We start from the raw sequence: 19,249 nt of genomic DNA, 5'->3' as shown, positions 1-19,249 counted from the left end.
CACCAATATCAACATTCACGTATGGCAACCGTGCAGACACCTTGAATGCAGAGTCGAGATTCTTCGACAGCAGTTTGTCACCGAACGCTTCTCCGTGAAAACAGATCGGGATACGACCTTTCCCGGCCCGRCATCGTCGTTGATTCCCGGYCGAACGGAGATCGACCCGGATATYCGGTGCGGACAGCCGGCGAACCAGGGATGCCATGATCGCATTCTTTCCGTTCCCGCCCCACCCGCCCGCTGCCGGTCAGGCGGCGGAAGGCTACCGTTGCTCCGCGCCATGAGCATTTCCGGGGTCGGGCGGGGGAGGAATTCGCATGCCGTTCACGGAACGTCYCCCTGGTAATGTGCGGCCCCGATGAAAAGGCCCTGGTGCTCCTGGCCGCGGCAACTCGGCGCGCCCGCTCTCCTGCTCGCCGCGCTGACCGGCTGGATCTTCCTGTGGACACTGACAAACCCGCTGGGAACCGCGCCGGACGAGCCGAGCCACTACGCGAAAGCGGTGGCTGCCGGGCACGGGCAGGTACTGGGCGAGCCCGTCCCGCTCGCCAGGCTGCGCTCCTTCGGGGTGTTCAGCGAGGATTCACTGCGCCAGGTCCGCAACGCCTACCGCGGCTTCGAACTGCCGCCGGAGCTACGGACCACAACCAACCCGCCCTGCACCGCCCTGCAGGCAACGGTGTCCGCGGCCTGCCTGCGCCAGCCCCTCGCGGTCCCGCCCGGCCGGGCCGAAAGCATCGTGGGCGCCTATCCGCCGCTGATGTACATCTCCGAGGGTGTTCTCACGCGGGCGGCCTGGTCGGTCCGCTCCGGCTACGTGTTCGCCCGGTTCGGTTCGGCGCTCATCTCGGCGGTGCTGCTGGCCGCCGCCACCTGGCTCCTGCTGGGGGGCCAGGGGCGGCCTGGCCGGCGCCCCCTGGCGCTGGCCGGGACCGCGGTCGCGGTCACCCCAATGGTGATCTTTCTTGGCTCCCAGGTCGGCGCCAGCGGTACCGAGCTCACCGGCGCGCTGGCCTGTGCCGCGGCGGCGCTGCGGCTGTCCCGGGAGGAACAGCCGCCGGCCCGGGTCTGGTGGGTCGCGGGCGTCGTCATGGGCGTGACGGCGCTCAGCCGTCCCATGGCGCCGCTGTGGATCGTGCTCGCGGCCGCCCTCGGGGTCGGCCGTCTCTCCCCACGCACGGCGTGGCACCGCCTCCGCGGGGGCGGCCGGCCCGCGGCCGCCGCGGTGGCGATCGTCATGCTGGGGCTTGCCGGGTCGGTGCTCTGGACGCAGGCGCTGTCGCTGCGTACCCCCGTCCTGTGGGGCAGGCTGGGCCACGGGCTGGTGATCGCCACCGAAACCGCCGCCGAGTCGGCGCGTCAGACGATCGGGGTCTTCGGCTGGCAGTCCGTCCCGCTGCCGACGGCCCTGTACGGGCTGTGGACCCTGCTGGCCGGGGGGCTGTTCCTCGCGGCGTTCGTGGTCGGCCGGTGGCGGGACCGAGCGCTGCTGGCCGGGGGCCTGCTGGTGGTCGTCGTCCTGTACGAGCTGCTCGCCGCGGCGGTGTTCATCCAGAACGGGTTCGGCATGCAGGGCCGGTACATCCTGCCAGCGCTGGTGATGCTGCCGTTGCTGTCCGTGGAGGTGCTGGCCGACCGGTTGCCCGCGCGCCTGTCCGCCCGCGCCGCCGTGGCCGCCGCCGGCGTCATCGCGGTGAGCGGGGCCGGTCAGTTCGCCGCATGGCTGACCAACAGCCACCGGTACGCGGTCGGCCCGGACGGGCCGCTGTGGTTCTTCCTGCGGCACCCGGCATGGTCACCGCCTGGCGGGTGGGCGCCGTGGACGGCCCTCGCCTGCGTACCCATGATCGCCGCCTTTGCGGCGGCCCGGGCTGCCCACCGGGACGCCGTGGCCGCGACCGCTCCCGCCGTCGGGCCCGGCTCCAGCCCCGACCCTGATTCCTTCCAGCGGGACTACATATCGCTGCGGACGTGGCACATGCGCCCTACCCGCCGGTGAAGACGAGCGTGACCTCCCGGGAGCCGCCGGCGTTCACCTGGACCCGCTGGCCGTAGCCGGTATAGGTGAGCGTCGTCTGTCCGCCGGCGATGTTCTGCTGTTGGAACGTGTAGCCGGCGGAAGGCATCGACTGCCGGTAGTACCGGATGACATCGTCGGCGGTCACACCACTCAGCGCGACCGTCGTCGCCTGTGCCTCGGCGCTGACGAGCCGGGGAGTCGCATCCTTCGGGAACGGGAAGTGCTTGGGGACGAGCGTCCCCCGCAGCGCCCCGATACCGGTCGTCACGGCAGGGGTGGGCTGCGCGGACGCCGTCTGGCTCGGCAGCACGAGGTCGGTCGGCAGGTCGGTCGGCAGCGCACCAGCACCCGCACCGGCACCAGCCCCGGCATCGGTCACCGACGCCTCCGGGACGGTGACGGCCGCGTCATCGGAGGCAGACCCGCCGCACCCGCCGAGCAGGAGTGCCAGACCCACGGCACCGGCCGCCGCTGTCCGACGTCGCGGCAGCATTCCGGCCCGGCCCATCGATACCTCCAGTCGCAGTACGAGCAGTCACAATATGGGCAATAGCGATGACAAATAGTCACCATTGTGCGGTAACAACAACAGCGGCCACAGCGGCGGCCACAGCGGCGGCCACAGCGGCGGCCACGGTGGCGGCCACGGTGGTTGGGCCGCCGGCGCCGGTTTGCCGACCACTAAAGCACCACCCCACCGCCGCGCCGCCACCCGGGGACACCTGTCGGGCCCACCGGCCGGGCTTTCCAGCCCGGCTTTCCGACCGGCGGCCTCGGAACACCTGACGGCCCGACGACGCCACGGGCACCGGCCCCCGGCCCAAGTGGCATGCTGCACTGGGAGAACGCGGTACGAAAACATCACGGAGGGGGCGACGTGGCTGCCGCTCCAGAGGTGAACCGCCTTGTGGCCGGCCGGTACCGGCTCATCGAACGGCTTGGTGCCGGCGGAATGGGCACGGTCTGGCGCGCCTTCGACGAGGTGCTRCTGGCCGACGCCGCGCTCAAGGAAATCGACCTCGAGGACGGTCTCGACCCGTCCGAACGCGCCGACCGGGTCGAGCGGGCGCTGCGGGAGGCCCGGCACGCCGCGAGGCTGCGCGGCCACCAGCACGTGGTGACCATCCTCGACGTCGTCGTCGAGAACGGCCTGCCATGGATCGTGATGGAGCTCGTGCCGTCCCAGTCGCTGCTCCAACTGGTCCGCGGCCATGGTCCGTTACCGGTCGCCGAGGTGGCCCGCGTCGGAGTCGCGATCAGCGACGCGCTGGAGGCCGCCCATGCCTTCGGCATCCTGCACCGGGACGTGAAACCCTCGAACGTGCTGATCGGCACGGAAGGCCGGGTGGTGCTGACGGACTTCGGCATYGCCACCCGGGACAGCGACTCCGCCCTCACCGTCACCGGGGTGCTCGRCACGCCCTCGTACATGTCACCGGAACGGCTCAACGGTGACCCCGCCACCCCGGAGGCCGACCTGTTCGGCCTCGGCGCGACCCTCTACTTCGCGGTGGAGGGCAGGCCGCCGTTCTACCGGGAGACCTTCGCGGCGATGGTGGCGGCGATCCTGTTCCAACCGCCGACGCCGACCAGGCTGGCCGGCCCGCTGGTCGACGTCCTCATCGGTCTGCTCGAGAAGGACCCGCGTGCGCGCATGACCGCGCGGCAGGCGCGCCAGCTGCTGGCGGACATCGCCACGGCACGGCCGGGCAGCGCGCCAGCCACCTCGGCACGGGCCGGGACGCAGACGCAGGCTGGCGGGCGCTCGCGGATCGTCCGCCGTGACGACATCGGTACCCGCTATTCCTTCGGCACCATCCCCGACAGCGGCAGCACCGTTGTCGACGGGGGCAGCACCGTCGTCGACGAGGGCACCGGCGGCACCGGTGGCGGTGGCGGCACTGCCGTTGTGGACGGGCCGGCCCGTCCACAACCGAAGGCGGTCGATCCCGCCGGCGTCGACGACGGCCACATCGCCGATGCCAGCGGCCCCGGCGGGACCAGCGAGTCCGGCGCGCTCGCGCCGCCGTCCAACCTCACCGCCAGGGAGGACAACGGCGCGGTGCTCCTGCGATGGACCCCGCCGCGCTCGGCGGGGCCGGTCGCCTTCCGTGTTCTGCGGGTGGTCGCCGACCCGAGCGCGCCGGGCGGGCGCTTCGAGCGCAGCCTGGGCACGACCGGTTCGACCGAGCTGTCCGACGCGGGCGTGCCCCGAGGGGTGACGGTCTGGCACGAGGTGATGTCGACGGCTGGCGGCAGACGGTCGAAACCGGTCCGTACCCCACCGCTGGTGATCGTCCCGGAGGTCACCAGCCTGCGCGCCCACATGGACGGCGACGGTGTGGCGCTGGCCTGGCGGCTCGACGCGGGCTACGACGACGTGCTGATCGAGCGGACCTTCGACGAGTCGTCGCCGTTCCGGGGGGCCGCCCGCCGCTTCCGCGCCACCGGCGGACAGCATGTCGACCGCGACGTGCAGACCGGGGCGACCTACCGGTACCGGGTGCGGGTGTCCTATCCGGATCCCTTCGGCGCGCTGGCCCACACCAGCGGGGTGGAGGTGGTCGTGACCGTGGTCAGGCGGCCCCGGCCCGTCCTGGACCTCGAGGTGGACGACAGCGGCGGAACGACAGTCCTGCGGTGGACGACGGTACCCGGCGCGCTGGTCCGGATCTATGCCACCGAGGCACCGCCGGATCCGGTGGCGGTAGCGGGAGCCGAGGCGGGGGCGTCCGAGGCGGGGGCGTCCGCGCCGGAGGCCCCCGGAGGTGACCCGGCGGGCCACGAGCACGGCCCGCGACCGGCGGCGGAGCCGGAACCGTTCGGCCCTGTTGATCACGAGCTGTCCACCGCGTCCCTGCGGGGACGGGAACGCCTGGTCGGCTCCAGCCGGCGTGGGCGGCTGGTCGACACCGCGGCGCCCGACCCGGCGCCCGACCCGGCGGCCGACCCGACAGCCGGCCCGACGGTGTACACGCCGGTCAGCATCGCCGAGGACAGGGCGGTCGTCGGCCGTTCCATCCGGCACCGGCCGGGGCCGCACATCCGGGCGCTGCGGGCCGTGGACCAGGGCAACACGATCACCCTGACGTTCCAGATGCCGCCGGGCATCACCGAAGCCCGCGTGCTGTGGCGGCACGACACCACCCCCACCGGGCCGGACGATCCGGCCGCCCGGCGTGCGAAGGTCACCAACAGCAGCCTGGAGATCAGAGGTGGCTGGCACCTGCGGGACCCGCAGGACGGGGCCACCTATTACTTCGCCGTGTATCCCCTCGTCCGGACGGCCGGTGAGGTGCGTGCGGTGCCCAACGGCGCCCACGTGACCGCCCGGGCCGGGGCCCGCCCCAACCCGTCGGAATGATCGACGCATGGCGGGCGCCTGACCGGTAGTGCCTGTCCCGACACTATCAACGCCGACCCCACCACCCACCGGTGGCCGTGGCGGTGATTTCCCGGTGACCGGCACCAGGTAGTGGTCCGAACGACACCTGACTGTTGCACTTTCTCGTCTCCGGCCCGCCGACCGCGGCCGACCGGGACAGTTCGGGGACAGATTCCGGACCATTCCCGGCGCGACCCGATGTCCACTGTCTTTCAACTCGGCCGTCTACCGACCCACAATCCGTAAACACCCACCCGTCCACGACTAACCTTTTCGCAGCTCGCCAGTCACAACAACGAACGTCGATCATCGGGCCGCGCAATCCGTCACGAATATCATCCGCGCCTATCCCGGAGCCGGCCGGCGGGCTGCCCGAGYATGACCGGACGGCCAACCGATGATCGCCTATTGATCCGATTCGAGCCCGTTCCCCACCCCCCTATACCCCTGTTCAGAGAGGGCTTAATAGCCCGGGTACAGTTGTCCGGCCCAGGGGGAAAGAGCCGCGGCCACGGTCTTCGCCGTGGATCGAGGTGTAAGCCGGCACACGGAACGCCGAACCAGAACGCTCGCCCCGACAAGGCGTCAGGACACTGCGTCGAAGGAGAGGATCGGATGCTCCAGAACTGGCCAATCCGCTCCAAGTTGGTAGCCATTCTCATCCTCCCGCTGGTGGCGTTGGCCGTTTTTAGCGCCCTCCAGGTGCGCGCCGACCTTGAGAGCGTCGACACAGGCAACCGGGTGCGGGACCTCGCAGCCTTCTCAACCAAAGTCAACGATCTTATTGACGCACTCCAGCAGGAACGCTATGCCTCTTCCGCGGTCGTGGGCAGCCAATTCCGTGAGGGCGTCGAGGAGATGCAGGCCAGGCGCGGCCCGACTGACACCGCCGTCACGACCTACCAGCGGGAGGCGACCAGGCTCCCCAAGAGCGTGACCGAGGACCTACAGCAGGTCATAGACACCATCCAGCGCCAGCTCGACCAGGTTCCCGACCATCGGCAGGCGATCGACCAGCGGCAGACCGACCGCGTGAAGAACACGGAGTTCTACAACAAAAGCATCAACGACCTGCTCGATCTCATCGCCCAGGTGGGAGCCGGCACCGACAACGCCAAACTGATCAACTACGTCGGCGCCCTCACCAGCGTGTCACGGGCGAGAGAGGCCGCCGCCCAGCAACGCGGCAGCATCTCGGTGATCCTCTTCCACCAGACCAACGTCGCGGTCGTCAAACAGGCACAGGCGAACGCCGGTGCCGAGGATGCCTGGATCGCGCAGTTCCGCACCACCGCCTCCCTGGAGGAACAGGACTTTTACGACAAAACGGTCGGCCCGGTCGCGGACAGCGTCTCCCAGATGCGCGACGCCATCGTGTTCGCGGCCCAGATGAACCAACCGATCACCATCGACAGCCAGCGTGCCCTGGAGTCCATGGCGGACAAGATCTCCCGGATACGCCTGGTGGAAAACCAGATCGCGGCCGACCTGACGAAGGAGAGCAACGCGATCGCCTCGCACGCGACTCGCAACGCCTGGCTGAGCAGCCTCCTCGTCGCGCTGGTCCTGGCCGTGTCGGTGGGTATCTCGCTGCTCGTCGCAAGCCCCATGATCCGCCAGCTTCGGCGGCTGCGGGGGGCTGCCCTCGAGGTGGCCAACGACAGCCTGCCCAGCGTTGTGGAACGGCTGCACCGCGGCGAGCAGGTCCAGGTCGAAACCGAGGTCTTCCCCATCCGGATCGGGACGAAGGACGAGATCGGGCAGGTGGGCGAGGCGTTCGGCACCGTCCACCAGGTCGCCGTGCGCACCGCTGTCGAACAGGCTGCGATGCGCAAGAGCATCGGCGACACCTTCCTCAACCTCGCCCGCCGCAGCCAGGCGCTCATCCACCGTCAGCTGAAGGTCATCGACGCGCTGGAGCGCAAGGAGACCGACCCGGACGAGCTGGCCGAACTGTTCCGGCTCGACCACCTGGCGACCCGTATGCGCCGTCACGCCGAGGACCTCATCGTGCTGTCCGGGTCGAAGCCCGCCCGTGGCTGGCGGCGGCCGGTTGCGATCAAGGATGTCGTGCGTGGCGCGGTCGCCGAGGTCGAGGACTACACCCGGGTGAAGGTGCTGCCGATCGCCGGTTCCGCCATCGGCGGGCATGCCGTCGGTGACGTGATCCACATGCTCGCGGAACTGATCGAGAACGCCACCTCCTTCTCCCCGCCGCACACCCCCGTGCACGTGTCCGGGCACCAGGTCTCCAACGGATCCGTGATCGAGGTCGAGGACCGCGGCCTGGGCATGACCGACGAGGAATACGCGGAGATCAACGGACGGCTGAGCAACCCGCCTCCGTTCGACCTCCGTACCAGTGAACGACTGGGCCTGTTCGTCGTCGGTCGCCTCGCCCAACGGCACGACATCCAGGTCCGTCTGCGGCCGTCGCCGTACGGCGGCACCCTGGCCATCGTCCTGGTCCCGACCAACCTGCTGCGCGAGATCGACGACGCCCCGCAGGAGGAGCCGACCACGTCCAGGCCCGAGCGGACCAGGACGCCGGCACTGGACGCACCGTTGGACGTGCCCCTGGACGCGCACCTGGAGGATTCCATCGACTTCGGTGACCCGACCGCGCTCACCGATTCGCTCGCCATCAGCAAGCCGCTCTCGCTGCGGGACCCGATCCCCATGGACGATTCGGACCCGCTGGATGACCGGCTCCCCCTCTCCGGCTCCTTCGACACCAGCGAACTGCTGTCGGTGAGTGCGTCGCCGATGCCGTCCGCCACCTCCGGCTCCGGCGGTGGCGGTGGCGGTGAGGACAGGCCGCTCATGGACGATCTGCCGGTCTTCCCCACAATCCGTTCAAGCTGGTTCGTTTCCGAATCCGACCAGCTCGGTGACGGGGACGCCGACACCGGCACCGGCGTTGACGACGGCATCGGGAACGAACATCCGCGGGAGCGGTTGCGCTCCAACAACCTGGCGCTCGAGCCCAACTCCTGGACCGAGCCACCGTCGGACAGCCCCGCCCCACCGCCACTTCCGTCCGCCCGCTGGGACGACGCGCCCAGCGCGCCCGCTGGCTGGCCGCAACCAGCGGACCGGTGGGCCGACCCACTGGATGCGCAGCGGCAGCGCGGCCTGCCCAACCGCAGGAGGAGCGGCCCCGCGGCAGAGCCGTTCTCAGGTACCGGCTCCGGGTTCCCCCAGGCGTCGGCCGCGCCGGCCGCCCCGCCCGGGCAGCCCGACGAGACGGGGCTGCCCAAACGGCAGCGGCGGGCCAGCCTCGCGCCTGAACTGAAGGGGACACCCACCAACGCTCCCGTCGCACCGTCGCTCCTCACCGGAACGCGGTCACCGGACGAGATCCGATCCATGATGTCCTCCTTCCAGTCCAACTTCGGCCGAGGTCTACAGGAGGGACCGAACCCGAACGGCGACGACGACGCGAAAAGGGTGATGTAATGCGCCACATCGGCCCGGTCGAGAACATGAGCTGGCTGTTGAACAACCTCACGCGGAAAGTCCCGGAGGTTACCTATGCCGTCGTGTTGTCGGCGGACGGCCTCCTGCTCGCCACCTCGAACGGAATGAACCGGACGACAGCCGACCAGCTGGCCGCGGTCGCCTCGGGCTTCAACAGCCTGGCTCGCGGCGCCGGCCGTTTCTTCGGCGGCGGCAACGTCCGCCAGACGATCGTCGAGATGGAGCAGGGATTTCTCTTCGTCACGGCGGTCGGTGACGGGTCCTGTCTGGCCATCCTCAGCACGCCCGGCGCCGACATCGGTCTGATCGCCTACGAAATGGCGCTGCTGGTCATCCGTGTCGGCGAGTTCCTCACCCCCGAACTGCGTGCCGAGATGCAGGCCGCGCTCCCCCGCTGACAGCAAACCGGAACCCTGGCGGCCCGGGTTCCGGTTTGTCCCGCGAGAGTTTCCGCCGGAACTCGGCCCGAACGGTCGTCGTCGGGCCGAGTTTCCAGCACAGTGCCGCCGACCACCGCCGCCCGATGTCGGCGGATTCTTGACCGAACGATTTTCACGGGACGAGTTCCGGCAGGACGAATTTCAGCGATTACTGTCAAGCCCTGATCAGGAGGACCGGTGGACGAGGAGTGGTACGACGACGACGCAGGTCCGGTCGTCCGTCCCTATGCCGTCACCGGCGGCCGGACGCGACCGGCGGCCAATCGCGCGCTGGAGCTGGTGGCTCTGGTGTCGACGACGGAGCACGGGCGCGCGATGGTCCGAACTCTTGATCCAGAACAACGGAACATCGTGCTGCTCTGCCAGAGCATCCAGTCGATCGCGGAAATATCCGCGCAGCTCAACCTGCCGGTCGGCGTGGCACGTGTTCTCGTCGGCGACATGATCGACGCCGGTCTCGTACGCGTCACCCGCCCAGCCCGACCGAGCGAGCGTCCCGACGTGGCGCTGATGGAAAAGGTGCTCGATGGACTACAGACCCTCTAGACCGCACACGGTCGGCAGACAGATAGCCAGCCCGGCGCCCAGCCCGGTCAAAATCATAATCGCCGGTGGCTTTGGCGCCGGAAAGACGACGTTCGTCGGGACGGTCAGCGAGATTCCCCCGCTCACGACCGAAGCCGCACTGACCTCGGCGAGCCTCGGCATCGACGACACCTCCCAGGTCGGTGCCAAGACCACGACGACGGTCGCCATGGACTTCGGCCGAATCACACTGCTCGACAGCGTGATTCTCTACCTGTTCGGCACACCTGGCCAGGACCGTTTCTGGTTCATGTGGGACGAACTGGTTCTCGGCGCTATCGGCGCCATCGTCCTGGTCGACACCCGCCGGCTCGCCGACTCGTTCCCGGCGGTCGACTATTTCGAGGAGCGGGATATTCCGTTCCTGGTGGCGGTCAACCGGTTCGAAGGCGCCAGGGAATATCGGCTCGACGAGGTCCGCAACGCGCTCGACGTCGACCCCCGCCGGCCCATCATCTTCTGTGACGCGCGCCGGCGGGAATCCGTCAGACAGGCCCTGGTGGCGCTGGTCCGTCACTCCCTCGACGTGGTCACGAGCGAAGAGGCGCAACGGGGCCTGCCCAGGGCCAACACCCGCGTGGACTAGTCGACCGGGGAGATGACGATGCTCGACCTTCTCGGTATCGATGACATCGCTCTCGCTGCCTACCGGTTGTGGCTACGCCGGAAGGACATGAGCGCCGAGGAGGTAAGCATCGCCCTTGGGTGTTCCACGACCACCATCCGGCAGGCCTGCGACAGGCTCGTCGAACTCTCGCTGCTGGTGCCCTCCCGCGAGAACCCCGACCGGCTGGTCGCCGTGCACCCCGAGGTTCCTCTCGAACAGTTGTTCCGACAGCAACACGATCAGCTCATCCGCCGACAGGAGGAACTCATCCGCGCTCGTATGCAGGTGAGCACGCTGGTCGCCGACTACATGCAGGGCCGGCAGCCGGAGCAGGCCGTCGATGTCGTGCGACTGAAGGGCGCGGAAGCGGTCACAGACCAGCTGCTCGATCTCGTAGCCCAGGCCAAACGGGAGCTGCTGGTTCTGCACACCCGACCCTGGCAGCCATCGATCATGACGGCGGAGTGCTCCCAGGCCGTGCTGCAGGCCCTCCGCCGCGGGGTCGCCATACGCGCCATCCGGCCACGCCCGGCTCAGGGGGACGACGCCCCCGCCGGATGCGACCTCGTCGACGCGCAGGGCCTGGAACTGCGGATGGCCGACGCCCCGCTGGCGGACGTGGCCATCGCCGACCGTGAGACCGCCCTGCTCCTGCTGGCGTCCGACCCGGACGACGAGCGTGGCTGTGCGCTGCTGCTCCAGGAGCCGGCACTGACGGGTCTGGTCACGATGCTGTTCGATCAGCTCTGGAGAGCCGCGCGGCCCCTGGAACGGGCCGGTGAGCTCGACCAGGCCGAACTCCGGCGCGCCGGCCTCGACCACATCGCCTTCGGCCAGGGCGCGCCGGGTGACAGTAGCGGCTCCTCCACCGTTCGCGGCCTGGCCGGCCAGGCCAACCTGATCGATYAGGCCGGCGGTCTCCCGAACACAAAAAAACAACGAATTGACAATTCCGCTCCAAGCGACTCCGAGCGCCTCCTGCTGCGACTTCTGAGCCTCGGCGCCAAGGACGAGGCCGCTGCCCGACACCTCGGCGTGTCGGTACGAACAGTCCGGCGTATGATCGCTGATCTCATGCGACGAATGGATGCCCGCAGCCGGTTCCAGGCCGGCATCCTCGCGGCGAAAAAAGACTGGCTATAGCACTTCCACGCCGGTGGAGCCACACCAGCGGCACCAAGTTGCCACTACACGTTCTTGCCATGCCAACTGCGAGACACGACAGGCCCAATACCTCATGCTTCCGTAGAGAGACGGGCCGGAGCGGCGGCCAGGCCCCAGCCTTCGCGAAGTGACGCCTTGCGGCACTCGCGCTGACCAGGCTGGGCGATGGCCACCGCATCGGCTCTCACACCGGAACCACCGACGACGGCGTCGGGTCACTGACTTGCGCGGGCAGCTTCCGCACCATCGACGCCGACGGTGCGGCATGCTTGCCCGTCCTTTTCTTCAAGCTGTCAGGGGGCAGGCATGTCAATATTCTCCGGCCGGCTTCCGGCGGCCCGGAACAGGGCCGTCGAATGACGCACCGTACTCTCATCGTGGCTCGTGTCAGTGCTGACGACGAACCCCCCGTCGCCGATATCTTCCGAGAATCGGACGACGGGGAGCTGCCACACCTGCTGGGCGTCGTCCGGCGTGATCTCTTCAGTTTTCACGGACTTTACTTTCATCTGATCGAGGCGACCGACGACGTGGCGCCCGCCCTGCCCGCCGTACGCGAGCACCCATTGTTCGTCGACGTCAACACGAAACTCGCCAGACACATCACCGCGTACGATCCGGACACCTGGCGCAGCCCACGCGACGCGATCGCCCGGAACTTCTATTCATGGGTCGCGGATCGGCACCCGGTGAAACCGGATCACCATGACGAAGGAGAGAACCATGGCGGATCAGTGGACCGCTGACCAACTGCTCGACTTCCTCGTGGAACGCACGGTACTCGTCGCCGACGAGCGGCCCGACCATCTTGGCGTCACGTTCGCCGAGGTCGGGGTGGACTCACTGGCCTACCTGCACCTGCAGACCGTCGTCCTCGACACCTTCGGCGTCGAACTGCCGGCGGAGCCGCCCGAGGACTACACTCTCGCCGAAATCCTCACCACCATCAACAGCACCGCCAGAGCCGGYGTCGCATAGGCTGTCGACCGGACCGGCGGCTCCGTCTCGTATCCGACAGGAATTCACTCCGTATCCGACAGGAATTCACGACCGGACAGCGAGAATCATGCAACCAGGGGGAACGCGCGGTTGTGCCGACAGCCGTCCGCGCACACGATGTCCGTCCCCGACCGGGACCGGACACCTGGCGACCGTCTGACCGACGCTCCAGGGCCGAGGACGACACGATCGTACGTGGGCCCTGTCGGCTCGGAGCTCCCGCCGGATCCGGCGGGCTCCGACCCCGGATCCGGTGCGGAGGGACGTCCAGCGAAGGGGGCATCCAGAAGCCGTCGAACGGGCGAAGTCGACCATCTGTGGTTCTTCGCCGTCCGCTGGCACGTGTACCCGGATGACGAGCCGGTTCAGACATATCAGCGATGGCGCCACGGGCCGTGTCCCGCGCTGGCCCGAACCTGACCACAGACATCCGAACGGAGATACCCGATGAGTGCTTCCAGCACTTTCCGGATCGTTCTTACGCAGCAGATCATACCCGGCCGGGAACGCGAGTTCGAGGAGACCTGGCTGCAGGTCGCTCCGGACGCCGCCAAACAACCGGGAAATCTCGGCGCCTGGCTGGTCCGTTCCACGGACGATCCCAGCACCTACTACATATTCGGCGAGTGGGCCAACGAGCAGGCGTACCAGGAGTTCCAGCGCAATCCCGAGCACTTGGAGCACCGGAAGCGGCTGCACGCGCTGYGCACCAGCTTCTCCGCGGCCACCGGGACCGTGGTGGCGCACCTGCCCGGAGTCGGCGCGCGCGCGTACGCCGAGCAGGCTGGCTGAACCAGCGCCGACAGCTTTCTCGACCGGAACATCGTCAAGCAAACGGAGAGCCATGGCCGGGCACACGGAGAACTCGATCTGGATCGACGCCGACATCGATCTGGTCTGGACGATCACAAACAATCTCGAGGACTGGCCGAATCTTTTCACCGAATACGCCGCGGTGGAGATTCTCGAGCACCAGAACCAGACCTTCAGGTTCCGTCTGACGATGCACCCGGACGCGAACGGAAAGGTCTGGAGCTGGGTCTCGGAACGGACACTGGATCCGGAGAAGCACCGCGTCCGGGCACGCCGGGTCGAACCAGGCCCCTTCGAGTTCATGAACATCGAGTGGACCTACGAACCCGAAGGCGCCGGCACCAGGATGCGCTGGGTGCAGGACTTCCACATGCGCCCGGACGCGCCGGTCGACGACGAGTGGATGACCAACAACATTAACAACAACACCCGACGGGAGATGGGCGTCATCCGGGAGAAGGTCGAGCGGGCCGCCCAGCACGCGAAGGCCCTTCCTCAGCAGGTCTGATCAGCTCCGATCAGGGCCTGGCGTCTGTTGTGAATCCCGCGCGCAGCGCCGGGCCCATCGGATCCCGTCCCGGAAGCCGATCAGGCGGCTCCGGGAGGTCCGCGACGCACTCAAGGAGAAGCGATGACCCTGACGACCGACAACCCGGCCGTGACGCCGAAGGTGCTCTCCATCCATGACGTCCCGGCCAACCGCCGCCGCGGTGGCGACATCCGCACGCTGCTGTCCCCCGCGACGGTGGGCGCCAAGTCCGGCTTCCTCGGCACGCTGACGCTGCGGCCCGGCGAGTTCGTCAGCGAACACTGGCACCCGTACTCCGAGGAGTTCCTGTACTGCGTGTCCGGGCAGGTCGTCGCGCGGCTCGACGGCGAACACACCGCGCTCCCCGCCGAGCACGGGTTGCTCATCCCGATCGGCACCCGCCACCGGATCGTCAACGACGGCGACGAGACCGCCTTCCTCGTCTTTCATCTCAGCCCGCTGGCACCGCGGCCGGACCTCGGCCACGTCGACACCGAACCGCTCCCCCAGCCCTGACCCAGCCCCGAAACACCCGCTATGGAACACCCGTGAGAAACGCCCCGTGAAGGAGCCGGAAGTGAGAAGGACGGCCATAACCGGCATCGGCGTGGTCGCGCCAGGAGGCACTGTCCGCAAGGAGTTCTGGGATCTGCTGACCGAGGGCCGGACGGCGACCAGGCGTCTGTCGTTCTTCGACCCGACGCAGTTCCGCTCGCAGATAGCCGCCGAATGCGACTTCGACCCGGCCGCTGCTGGCCTGACCCCGCAGGAGATCGCCCGCAACGACCGCTTCGTGCAGTTCGCCCTCGCGGCCGCGACCGAGGCCGTGGCCGACAGCGGTCTGGATCTCGGCCGGGACGGCGCCGACAGCGCCGACGGTGCCGACGGCGGTGGCCCGGTGGTGGCCGTCAGCATGGGCAGCGCGGTCGGCGCGACCACCCGTCTGGAGGACGAGTACGTCGTCGCCAGCGACAGCGGACGCGACTGGCTCGTCGATCCCGTCTACGCCTCGTCGTTCCTTTATCACGCTCTGGTTCCAAGCTGTCTGGCCACCGAGGTGGCCTGCCGTTTCTCCGCCCACGGCCCGGCGCACGTGGTCTCGACGGGCTGCACCTCCGGGATCGACGCGGTCGGGTACGGCCACCAGCTCATCGCCGACGGCGAGGCCGACATCGTGATCGCGGGGGCGACGGACGCGCCGCTGTCCCCGATCTCCATCGCCTGCTTCGACGCGATCCGCGCGACGTCGGCCCGCAACGACGATCCCGAGCACGCCTCCCGACCGTTCGACGCCAGCCGGGACGGGTTCGTCATGGGTGAGGGCTCCGCCGTGCTCATCCTGGAGGATCTCGAGCACGCCCGGGCCCGGGGCGCGCACGTGTACTGCGAGATCACCGGCTATGCCGCCCGCTCGAACGCCTTCCACATGACCGGTCTGAAGGCCGACGGGCTCGACATGGCCGAAGCGATCTCGGACGCCCTGCGGCAGGGCCGTACCGACCCGACCAGGATCGGCTACGTCAACGCGCACGGCTCCGGGACCAAGCAGAACGACCGCCACGAGACGGCCGCGTTCAAGAAGTCGCTCGGGCAGCACGCCTACGACGTCCCGGTGAGCTCGATCAAATCCATGGTCGGCCACTCCCTCGGGGCGATCGGCGCCATCGAGATCGTGGCCTGTGCCCTGGCGATCGAGAACCGGGTCGTCCCGCCCACGGCCAACTGGTCCAGCCGGGACCCCGAGTGTGACCTGGACTACGTGCCGAACATCGCCCGCGAGCACGACGTCGACGTGGCGCTGTCGGTCGGCAGCGGCTTCGGTGGGTTCCAGTCGGCCATCGTGCTCGACCGCGGACGAGGTGACCGGTGAGCGCCACCCGCGCCGGGCTGCGTCCTGTCATCACCGGCATCGGAGCGGTCACCCCCAGCGGCATCGGGACCGAGGAGCACTGGCGTTCCACGCTGCGCGGCGAGCTGCGGGTGGGGCCGATCACCAGCTTCGACGCCAGCCGGTACGCCACCACGCTCGCCGGTGAGGTGACCGGCTTCGACCCCGCCGACCACATCGGCGGCCGGATCATCCTGCAGACCGACCGGTGGACATGGCTGGGCATGGCCGCGACCGGGTTCGCGCTGACCGACGCCGCCTATAACCCGGCGGCGTACGACCCGTACGCGACCTCGGTGGTGTTCGGGGCCGGATCCGGCGGTAACGACTTCGGCCAGCGGGAGATCCAGCGGCTGTGGAGCCGGGGCCGCCAGGCCGTGAGCGTGTACCAGTCCATCGCCTGGTTCTACGCGGCAACCACCGGCCAGACCTCCATCCAGCACGGAATCAAGGGGCCGTCCGGGGTCGTGGTCTCCGACGACGCCGGCGGTCTCGACAGCCTGGCGCAGGCGCGGCGGACCATCCGCCGCGGAACGCCGGTGGTGCTCRCCGGCGGCGCCGAAGCCGGCCTCACCCCCTACGCGCTGACCTGCCAGACCACGAGCGGACGCCTGTCCACCAGCCGTGAGCCACGCGGCGGCTACAAGCCGTTCGACCGTGACGCGGGCGGCCATGTGCCCGCCGAGGGCGGCGCGACGCTCGTCGTGGAGGACCCGGCGTCCGCGGCGGCCCGCGGCGCGCCAGGGGTGTACGCCGAGATCGCCGGGTACGCGGCGACCCACGACGCGTACCACCACCGCGACCCGACGCCGGATCCGCGCTGGTACGCCGAGGCCATGCGCCGGGCGCTCGCCGACGCGCGGCTCACCCCGGCCGACGTCGATGTGATCTTCGCGGACGGCGCGGGCTCCCGTGACCTCGACGAGGTCGAGGCACGCGCGATCCATGCCGCGTTCGGCGCGCACGCCGAACGCGTCCCGGTCACCGCCCCCCAGGGGCTGACCGGGCGGATGAGCGCGGGCGGCTCGGCGCTGGCCGCCGTCAACGCCGTGCTGTCCATCCGCGACGGGGTGATCCCGGCGGTGGGCAACCTCGACGACCCGGCACCGGAGTACCGCCTCGACCTCGTCCGGGTGCCGCGCGAGGCCCCGGTGCGAGTCGCCATGGTCAACGCCCGCGGCTACGGCGGCTTCAACAGCTCGCTGATCCTGCGGGCCGTCGACCCCGCGACCACGGACGGAGGAATCCGATGATCAGAGCGACGCTGCGCATGCTCGTCCGTCCCGACCGGGAACAGGACTTCGTCGACGCCTGGGAGAAGATCGCCTCGGTGGTCCGCCAGGCGCCGGGCAACCTGCGCCAGAGTCTCCTGCGCACCGGCCCCCGCGAATTTGTGATCACCAGCGACTGGGACAGCCCGGAAGCATTCCAGAAATTCGAGCGAAGCCCGGAACAGGACGTCCTGACCGCACCCCTGCGCGAACTTCGGGAAAGCGCGAGAATGGAAGTCTCAGAAATCGTCCTGCATGTCGAGAAAGAAGACTCGGAAATTTCTCCGGAAAGAGCGGAATCCGCTGTCGACAGGCAGGTCGAGGCCAACCGGAGAACGATTCTCGAGCACTTCCGGTCGCTGGAGCGCGGGGACGTCGACGCCGCCGTGTCGGCCTTCGCGCCGGACATGGTCAACCACCGGCTCCAGCCAGGCAGCCCCCCGGGGCGCGACGGGCTGGCCCAGACCCTGGCGGTCGTGCTGCGCGCCTTCCCGACCGCGACCTGGACGGTCGAGAGCATCGTCGCGGACACCGAGAACGTCGTGGCGAAACTGGCGGTCGAGGGCGAGGTACAAGACGTGATCATGGGTGTGYGGGCGACCGGCCAGCGGGTCACCTGGCGGCACATCCACTGGTTCCGCATATTGGACGGCACGGTGGTCGAGCACGACGCCATCCGTGACGACCGCGGCCTGCTGCGCCAACTCGGTGTGGGCACGGGGGGAACGCATTCCGGCGGGCTCGGCGTCAGTCTGCCGGGAAGTACTCGCACACTCCAGCCGGATACCAGTGACCGCGACCCGGCGTTCACCGCCTGAAACGGGATTCCGGCCCGGGACGACCGTCGCGGGCCGTGTCCCCATACCTGTCACACCCGTAAGGAGCAATTCGTGCGAGTGCTCTTCACCACTTCTCCGGTCCACGGTCATCTCTTTCCGCTGGTTCCGCTCGCGCACGCGCTGCGGGCGGCCGGCGACGACGTCCTGGTCGCCGCGCCGGCGAACTTCACCGGCGCCATCACCGAGGCCGCGCTGCCGGCGGGGGCGACCGCGCCGTCGGTCGACTTCCTCACAATCATGACCAGGGACCGGGACGGCCGGCCGGTGCCGCCCGCGACAAACGCCGCGGAACGCAACGAGGGCACCGGCCGGGCCTGGGGGCGCCTGACCGCCGCCACCCTGCCGTACACGCTGRAACTGGTGGAGCGCTGGCGCCCGGACGTCATCATCAGCGAACCGACCGAGCACGCGGGCCAGCTCGCCGCCGAGACGCACGGCCTGCCCTGGGTCGAACACGGCTGGGGTGTGACGACGATGCCCGAGGCCCGGCCGCCCGCCCGCGACGAACTCACGCCGGAACTCGCCGGCCTGGGCCTGACGGACCTGCCCGAACCCGCGCTGCGCCTGCACCCGTGCCCGCCGAGCCTGCGGCCCGCGGACCCGCCCGGATCCCGCGACCGGCACATCCGCTACGTCCCCTACAGCGGAGCCGCCGCGCTGCCCGAGTGGATCCTCGGGCGGACGGAGCGGCCCCGGGTCACCCTGGCCGTCGGCAGCAGCCTGGTCAGGGCCGCCTTCCGGGACCTCGCGGAAACGCTGGCGGAGGTCGCCGCCGTCCTGCACGGCCTCGGCATCGAGGTCGTGGCCGGCCTGGAGGATCCGATCAGCCCCGGCTGGACGCTGCCGCTGCCGGCCGGCGCCCCCACCGGCCTGCTCCCGCTGCACCTGGTCGCACCCACCAGTGACCTTGTCGTCCACCACGGGCGCTCCGGGGCGACGCTGACCGCGGTGACGGCGGGCCTGCCGCAGCTCGCGCTGCCGCGGTTCGCGGACCAGTTCGACAACGCCGCGCGCATCAGCGCCGCCGGCGCGGGCCGGCAGCTGCTGGGGGAAGGCGTCACGGCCAAGTCGGTCGTCGCGGCCTGCCGCGACCTGCTCGACACCCCCTCGTACCGGGACAGGGCGGCGGCGCTCTCCGCCGAGAACGCCGCCCAGCCGACGCCCACCGACGTCGTCGCGGTCATCCACGACCTCACCGCCGCCCTGGTCTGACCAAACGGGAGCAG

Annotated in this window: 17 protein-coding genes; 16 read left to right on the top strand and 1 reads right to left on the bottom strand. The window is 69.5% G+C overall.

Annotated features, from left to right (window positions below; translation table 11 throughout):
- Nucleotides 1-361 precede the first annotated feature (361 nt).
- Entirely contained in the window at nt 362-2,002 is a 1,641-nt protein-coding gene (locus BL254_RS16620) for a DUF2142 domain-containing protein (protein ID WP_052914740.1), read from the top strand.
- On the opposite strand, the gene BL254_RS16615 is transcribed toward BL254_RS16620, so the two are convergent.
- Nucleotides 1,989-2,480: a hypothetical protein gene (locus BL254_RS16615; RefSeq protein WP_175648396.1), complete on the bottom strand. Its 492-nt coding sequence runs from the start codon at nt 2,478-2,480 to the stop codon at nt 1,989-1,991. The two genes, BL254_RS16620 and BL254_RS16615, sit on opposite strands and share 14 nt — an antisense overlap.
- Before the next feature lie 420 nt (nt 2,481-2,900).
- Here BL254_RS16615 and BL254_RS16610 point away from each other — a divergent pair, with 420 nt between their 5' ends.
- The 15 genes from BL254_RS16610 to BL254_RS16535 all read left to right on the top strand — a co-directional run bounded on the left by BL254_RS16610 (nt 2,901) and on the right by BL254_RS16535 (nt 19,235).
- Nucleotides 2,901-5,387 carry a serine/threonine-protein kinase gene (locus BL254_RS16610; protein WP_076843951.1) on the top strand — a complete coding sequence of 829 codons (2,487 nt, stop codon included), beginning with the start codon at nt 2,901-2,903 and terminating at the stop codon, nt 5,385-5,387.
- Between the two features lie 636 nt (nt 5,388-6,023).
- Nucleotides 6,024-8,867, top strand: coding sequence for an ATP-binding protein (locus BL254_RS16605; protein WP_047223891.1), 2,844 nt, complete (start codon nt 6,024-6,026; stop codon nt 8,865-8,867).
- A complete protein-coding gene (locus BL254_RS16600; RefSeq protein ID WP_013872032.1) occupies nt 8,867-9,286 on the top strand; it encodes a roadblock/LC7 domain-containing protein in 420 nt (139 codons plus the stop codon). Before BL254_RS16605 ends, BL254_RS16600 begins: the two co-directional genes overlap by 1 nt.
- Nucleotides 9,287-9,505: 219 nt before the next feature.
- Nucleotides 9,506-9,874 (top strand): DUF742 domain-containing protein, encoded by a 369-nt coding sequence (locus BL254_RS16595; protein WP_047223892.1) that lies wholly within the window; start codon nt 9,506-9,508, stop codon nt 9,872-9,874.
- Nucleotides 9,855-10,499: an ATP/GTP-binding protein gene (locus tag BL254_RS16590; protein WP_047223893.1), complete on the top strand. Its 645-nt coding sequence runs from the start codon at nt 9,855-9,857 to the stop codon at nt 10,497-10,499. Before BL254_RS16595 ends, BL254_RS16590 begins: the two co-directional genes overlap by 20 nt.
- A gap of 18 nt (nt 10,500-10,517) precedes the next feature.
- Nucleotides 10,518-11,663: a LuxR C-terminal-related transcriptional regulator gene (locus BL254_RS28520; protein ID WP_254858238.1), complete on the top strand. Its 1,146-nt coding sequence runs from the start codon at nt 10,518-10,520 to the stop codon at nt 11,661-11,663.
- A 377-nt stretch (nt 11,664-12,040) separates the two neighbouring features.
- Nucleotides 12,041-12,430 (top strand): TcmI family type II polyketide cyclase, encoded by a 390-nt coding sequence (locus tag BL254_RS16575; RefSeq protein ID WP_047223895.1) that lies wholly within the window; start codon nt 12,041-12,043, stop codon nt 12,428-12,430.
- The gene (locus BL254_RS16570) at nt 12,408-12,662 is read left to right on the top strand and encodes a phosphopantetheine-binding protein (RefSeq protein WP_047223896.1); all 255 of its coding nucleotides are present in this window, start codon (nt 12,408-12,410) and stop codon (nt 12,660-12,662) included. The genes BL254_RS16575 and BL254_RS16570 overlap by 23 nt, the downstream gene beginning before the upstream one ends.
- A gap of 468 nt (nt 12,663-13,130) precedes the next feature.
- Nucleotides 13,131-13,475, top strand: coding sequence for an antibiotic biosynthesis monooxygenase (locus BL254_RS16565; RefSeq protein WP_076843947.1), 345 nt, complete (start codon nt 13,131-13,133; stop codon nt 13,473-13,475).
- Between the two features lie 52 nt (nt 13,476-13,527).
- Nucleotides 13,528-14,004: an SRPBCC family protein gene (locus BL254_RS16560; RefSeq protein WP_047223898.1), complete on the top strand. Its 477-nt coding sequence runs from the start codon at nt 13,528-13,530 to the stop codon at nt 14,002-14,004.
- A gap of 123 nt (nt 14,005-14,127) precedes the next feature.
- Nucleotides 14,128-14,541, top strand: coding sequence for a cupin domain-containing protein (locus BL254_RS16555; protein WP_047223899.1), 414 nt, complete (start codon nt 14,128-14,130; stop codon nt 14,539-14,541).
- A gap of 61 nt (nt 14,542-14,602) precedes the next feature.
- Nucleotides 14,603-15,895 carry a beta-ketoacyl synthase gene (locus BL254_RS16550; protein WP_139342353.1) on the top strand — a complete coding sequence of 431 codons (1,293 nt, stop codon included), beginning with the start codon at nt 14,603-14,605 and terminating at the stop codon, nt 15,893-15,895.
- Nucleotides 15,892-17,166 carry a beta-ketoacyl synthase N-terminal-like domain-containing protein gene (locus BL254_RS16545; protein ID WP_076843945.1) on the top strand — a complete coding sequence of 425 codons (1,275 nt, stop codon included), beginning with the start codon at nt 15,892-15,894 and terminating at the stop codon, nt 17,164-17,166. The genes BL254_RS16550 and BL254_RS16545 overlap by 4 nt, the downstream gene beginning before the upstream one ends.
- Nucleotides 17,163-18,002 (top strand): ester cyclase, encoded by an 840-nt coding sequence (locus BL254_RS16540; protein WP_076843943.1) that lies wholly within the window; start codon nt 17,163-17,165, stop codon nt 18,000-18,002. The genes BL254_RS16545 and BL254_RS16540 overlap by 4 nt, the downstream gene beginning before the upstream one ends.
- Nucleotides 18,003-18,074: 72 nt before the next feature.
- Nucleotides 18,075-19,235: a glycosyltransferase gene (locus tag BL254_RS16535; protein ID WP_076843941.1), complete on the top strand. Its 1,161-nt coding sequence runs from the start codon at nt 18,075-18,077 to the stop codon at nt 19,233-19,235.
- Nucleotides 19,236-19,249 lie beyond the last annotated feature (14 nt).

Origin of the sequence: Protofrankia sp. BMG5.30, assembly GCF_001983005.1 — a bacterium.
Lineage (GTDB): Bacteria > Actinomycetota > Actinomycetes > Frankiales > Frankiaceae > Protofrankia > Protofrankia coriariae.
This window is presented reverse-complemented; position numbering and strand designations above follow the sequence as displayed.

Coding starts and splice junctions, on each gene's coding strand:
- BL254_RS16620 (WP_052914740.1), top strand. CDS start 362: ATGAAAAGGCCCTGGTGCTCCTGGCCGCGGCAACTCGGCGCGCCCGCT.
- BL254_RS16605 (WP_047223891.1), top strand. CDS start 6,024: ATGCTCCAGAACTGGCCAATCCGCTCCAAGTTGGTAGCCATTCTCATC.
- BL254_RS16600 (WP_013872032.1), top strand. CDS start 8,867: ATGCGCCACATCGGCCCGGTCGAGAACATGAGCTGGCTGTTGAACAAC.
- BL254_RS16590 (WP_047223893.1), top strand. CDS start 9,855: ATGGACTACAGACCCTCTAGACCGCACACGGTCGGCAGACAGATAGCC.
- BL254_RS16575 (WP_047223895.1), top strand. CDS start 12,041: ATGACGCACCGTACTCTCATCGTGGCTCGTGTCAGTGCTGACGACGAA.
- BL254_RS16560 (WP_047223898.1), top strand. CDS start 13,528: ATGGCCGGGCACACGGAGAACTCGATCTGGATCGACGCCGACATCGAT.
- BL254_RS16555 (WP_047223899.1), top strand. CDS start 14,128: ATGACCCTGACGACCGACAACCCGGCCGTGACGCCGAAGGTGCTCTCC.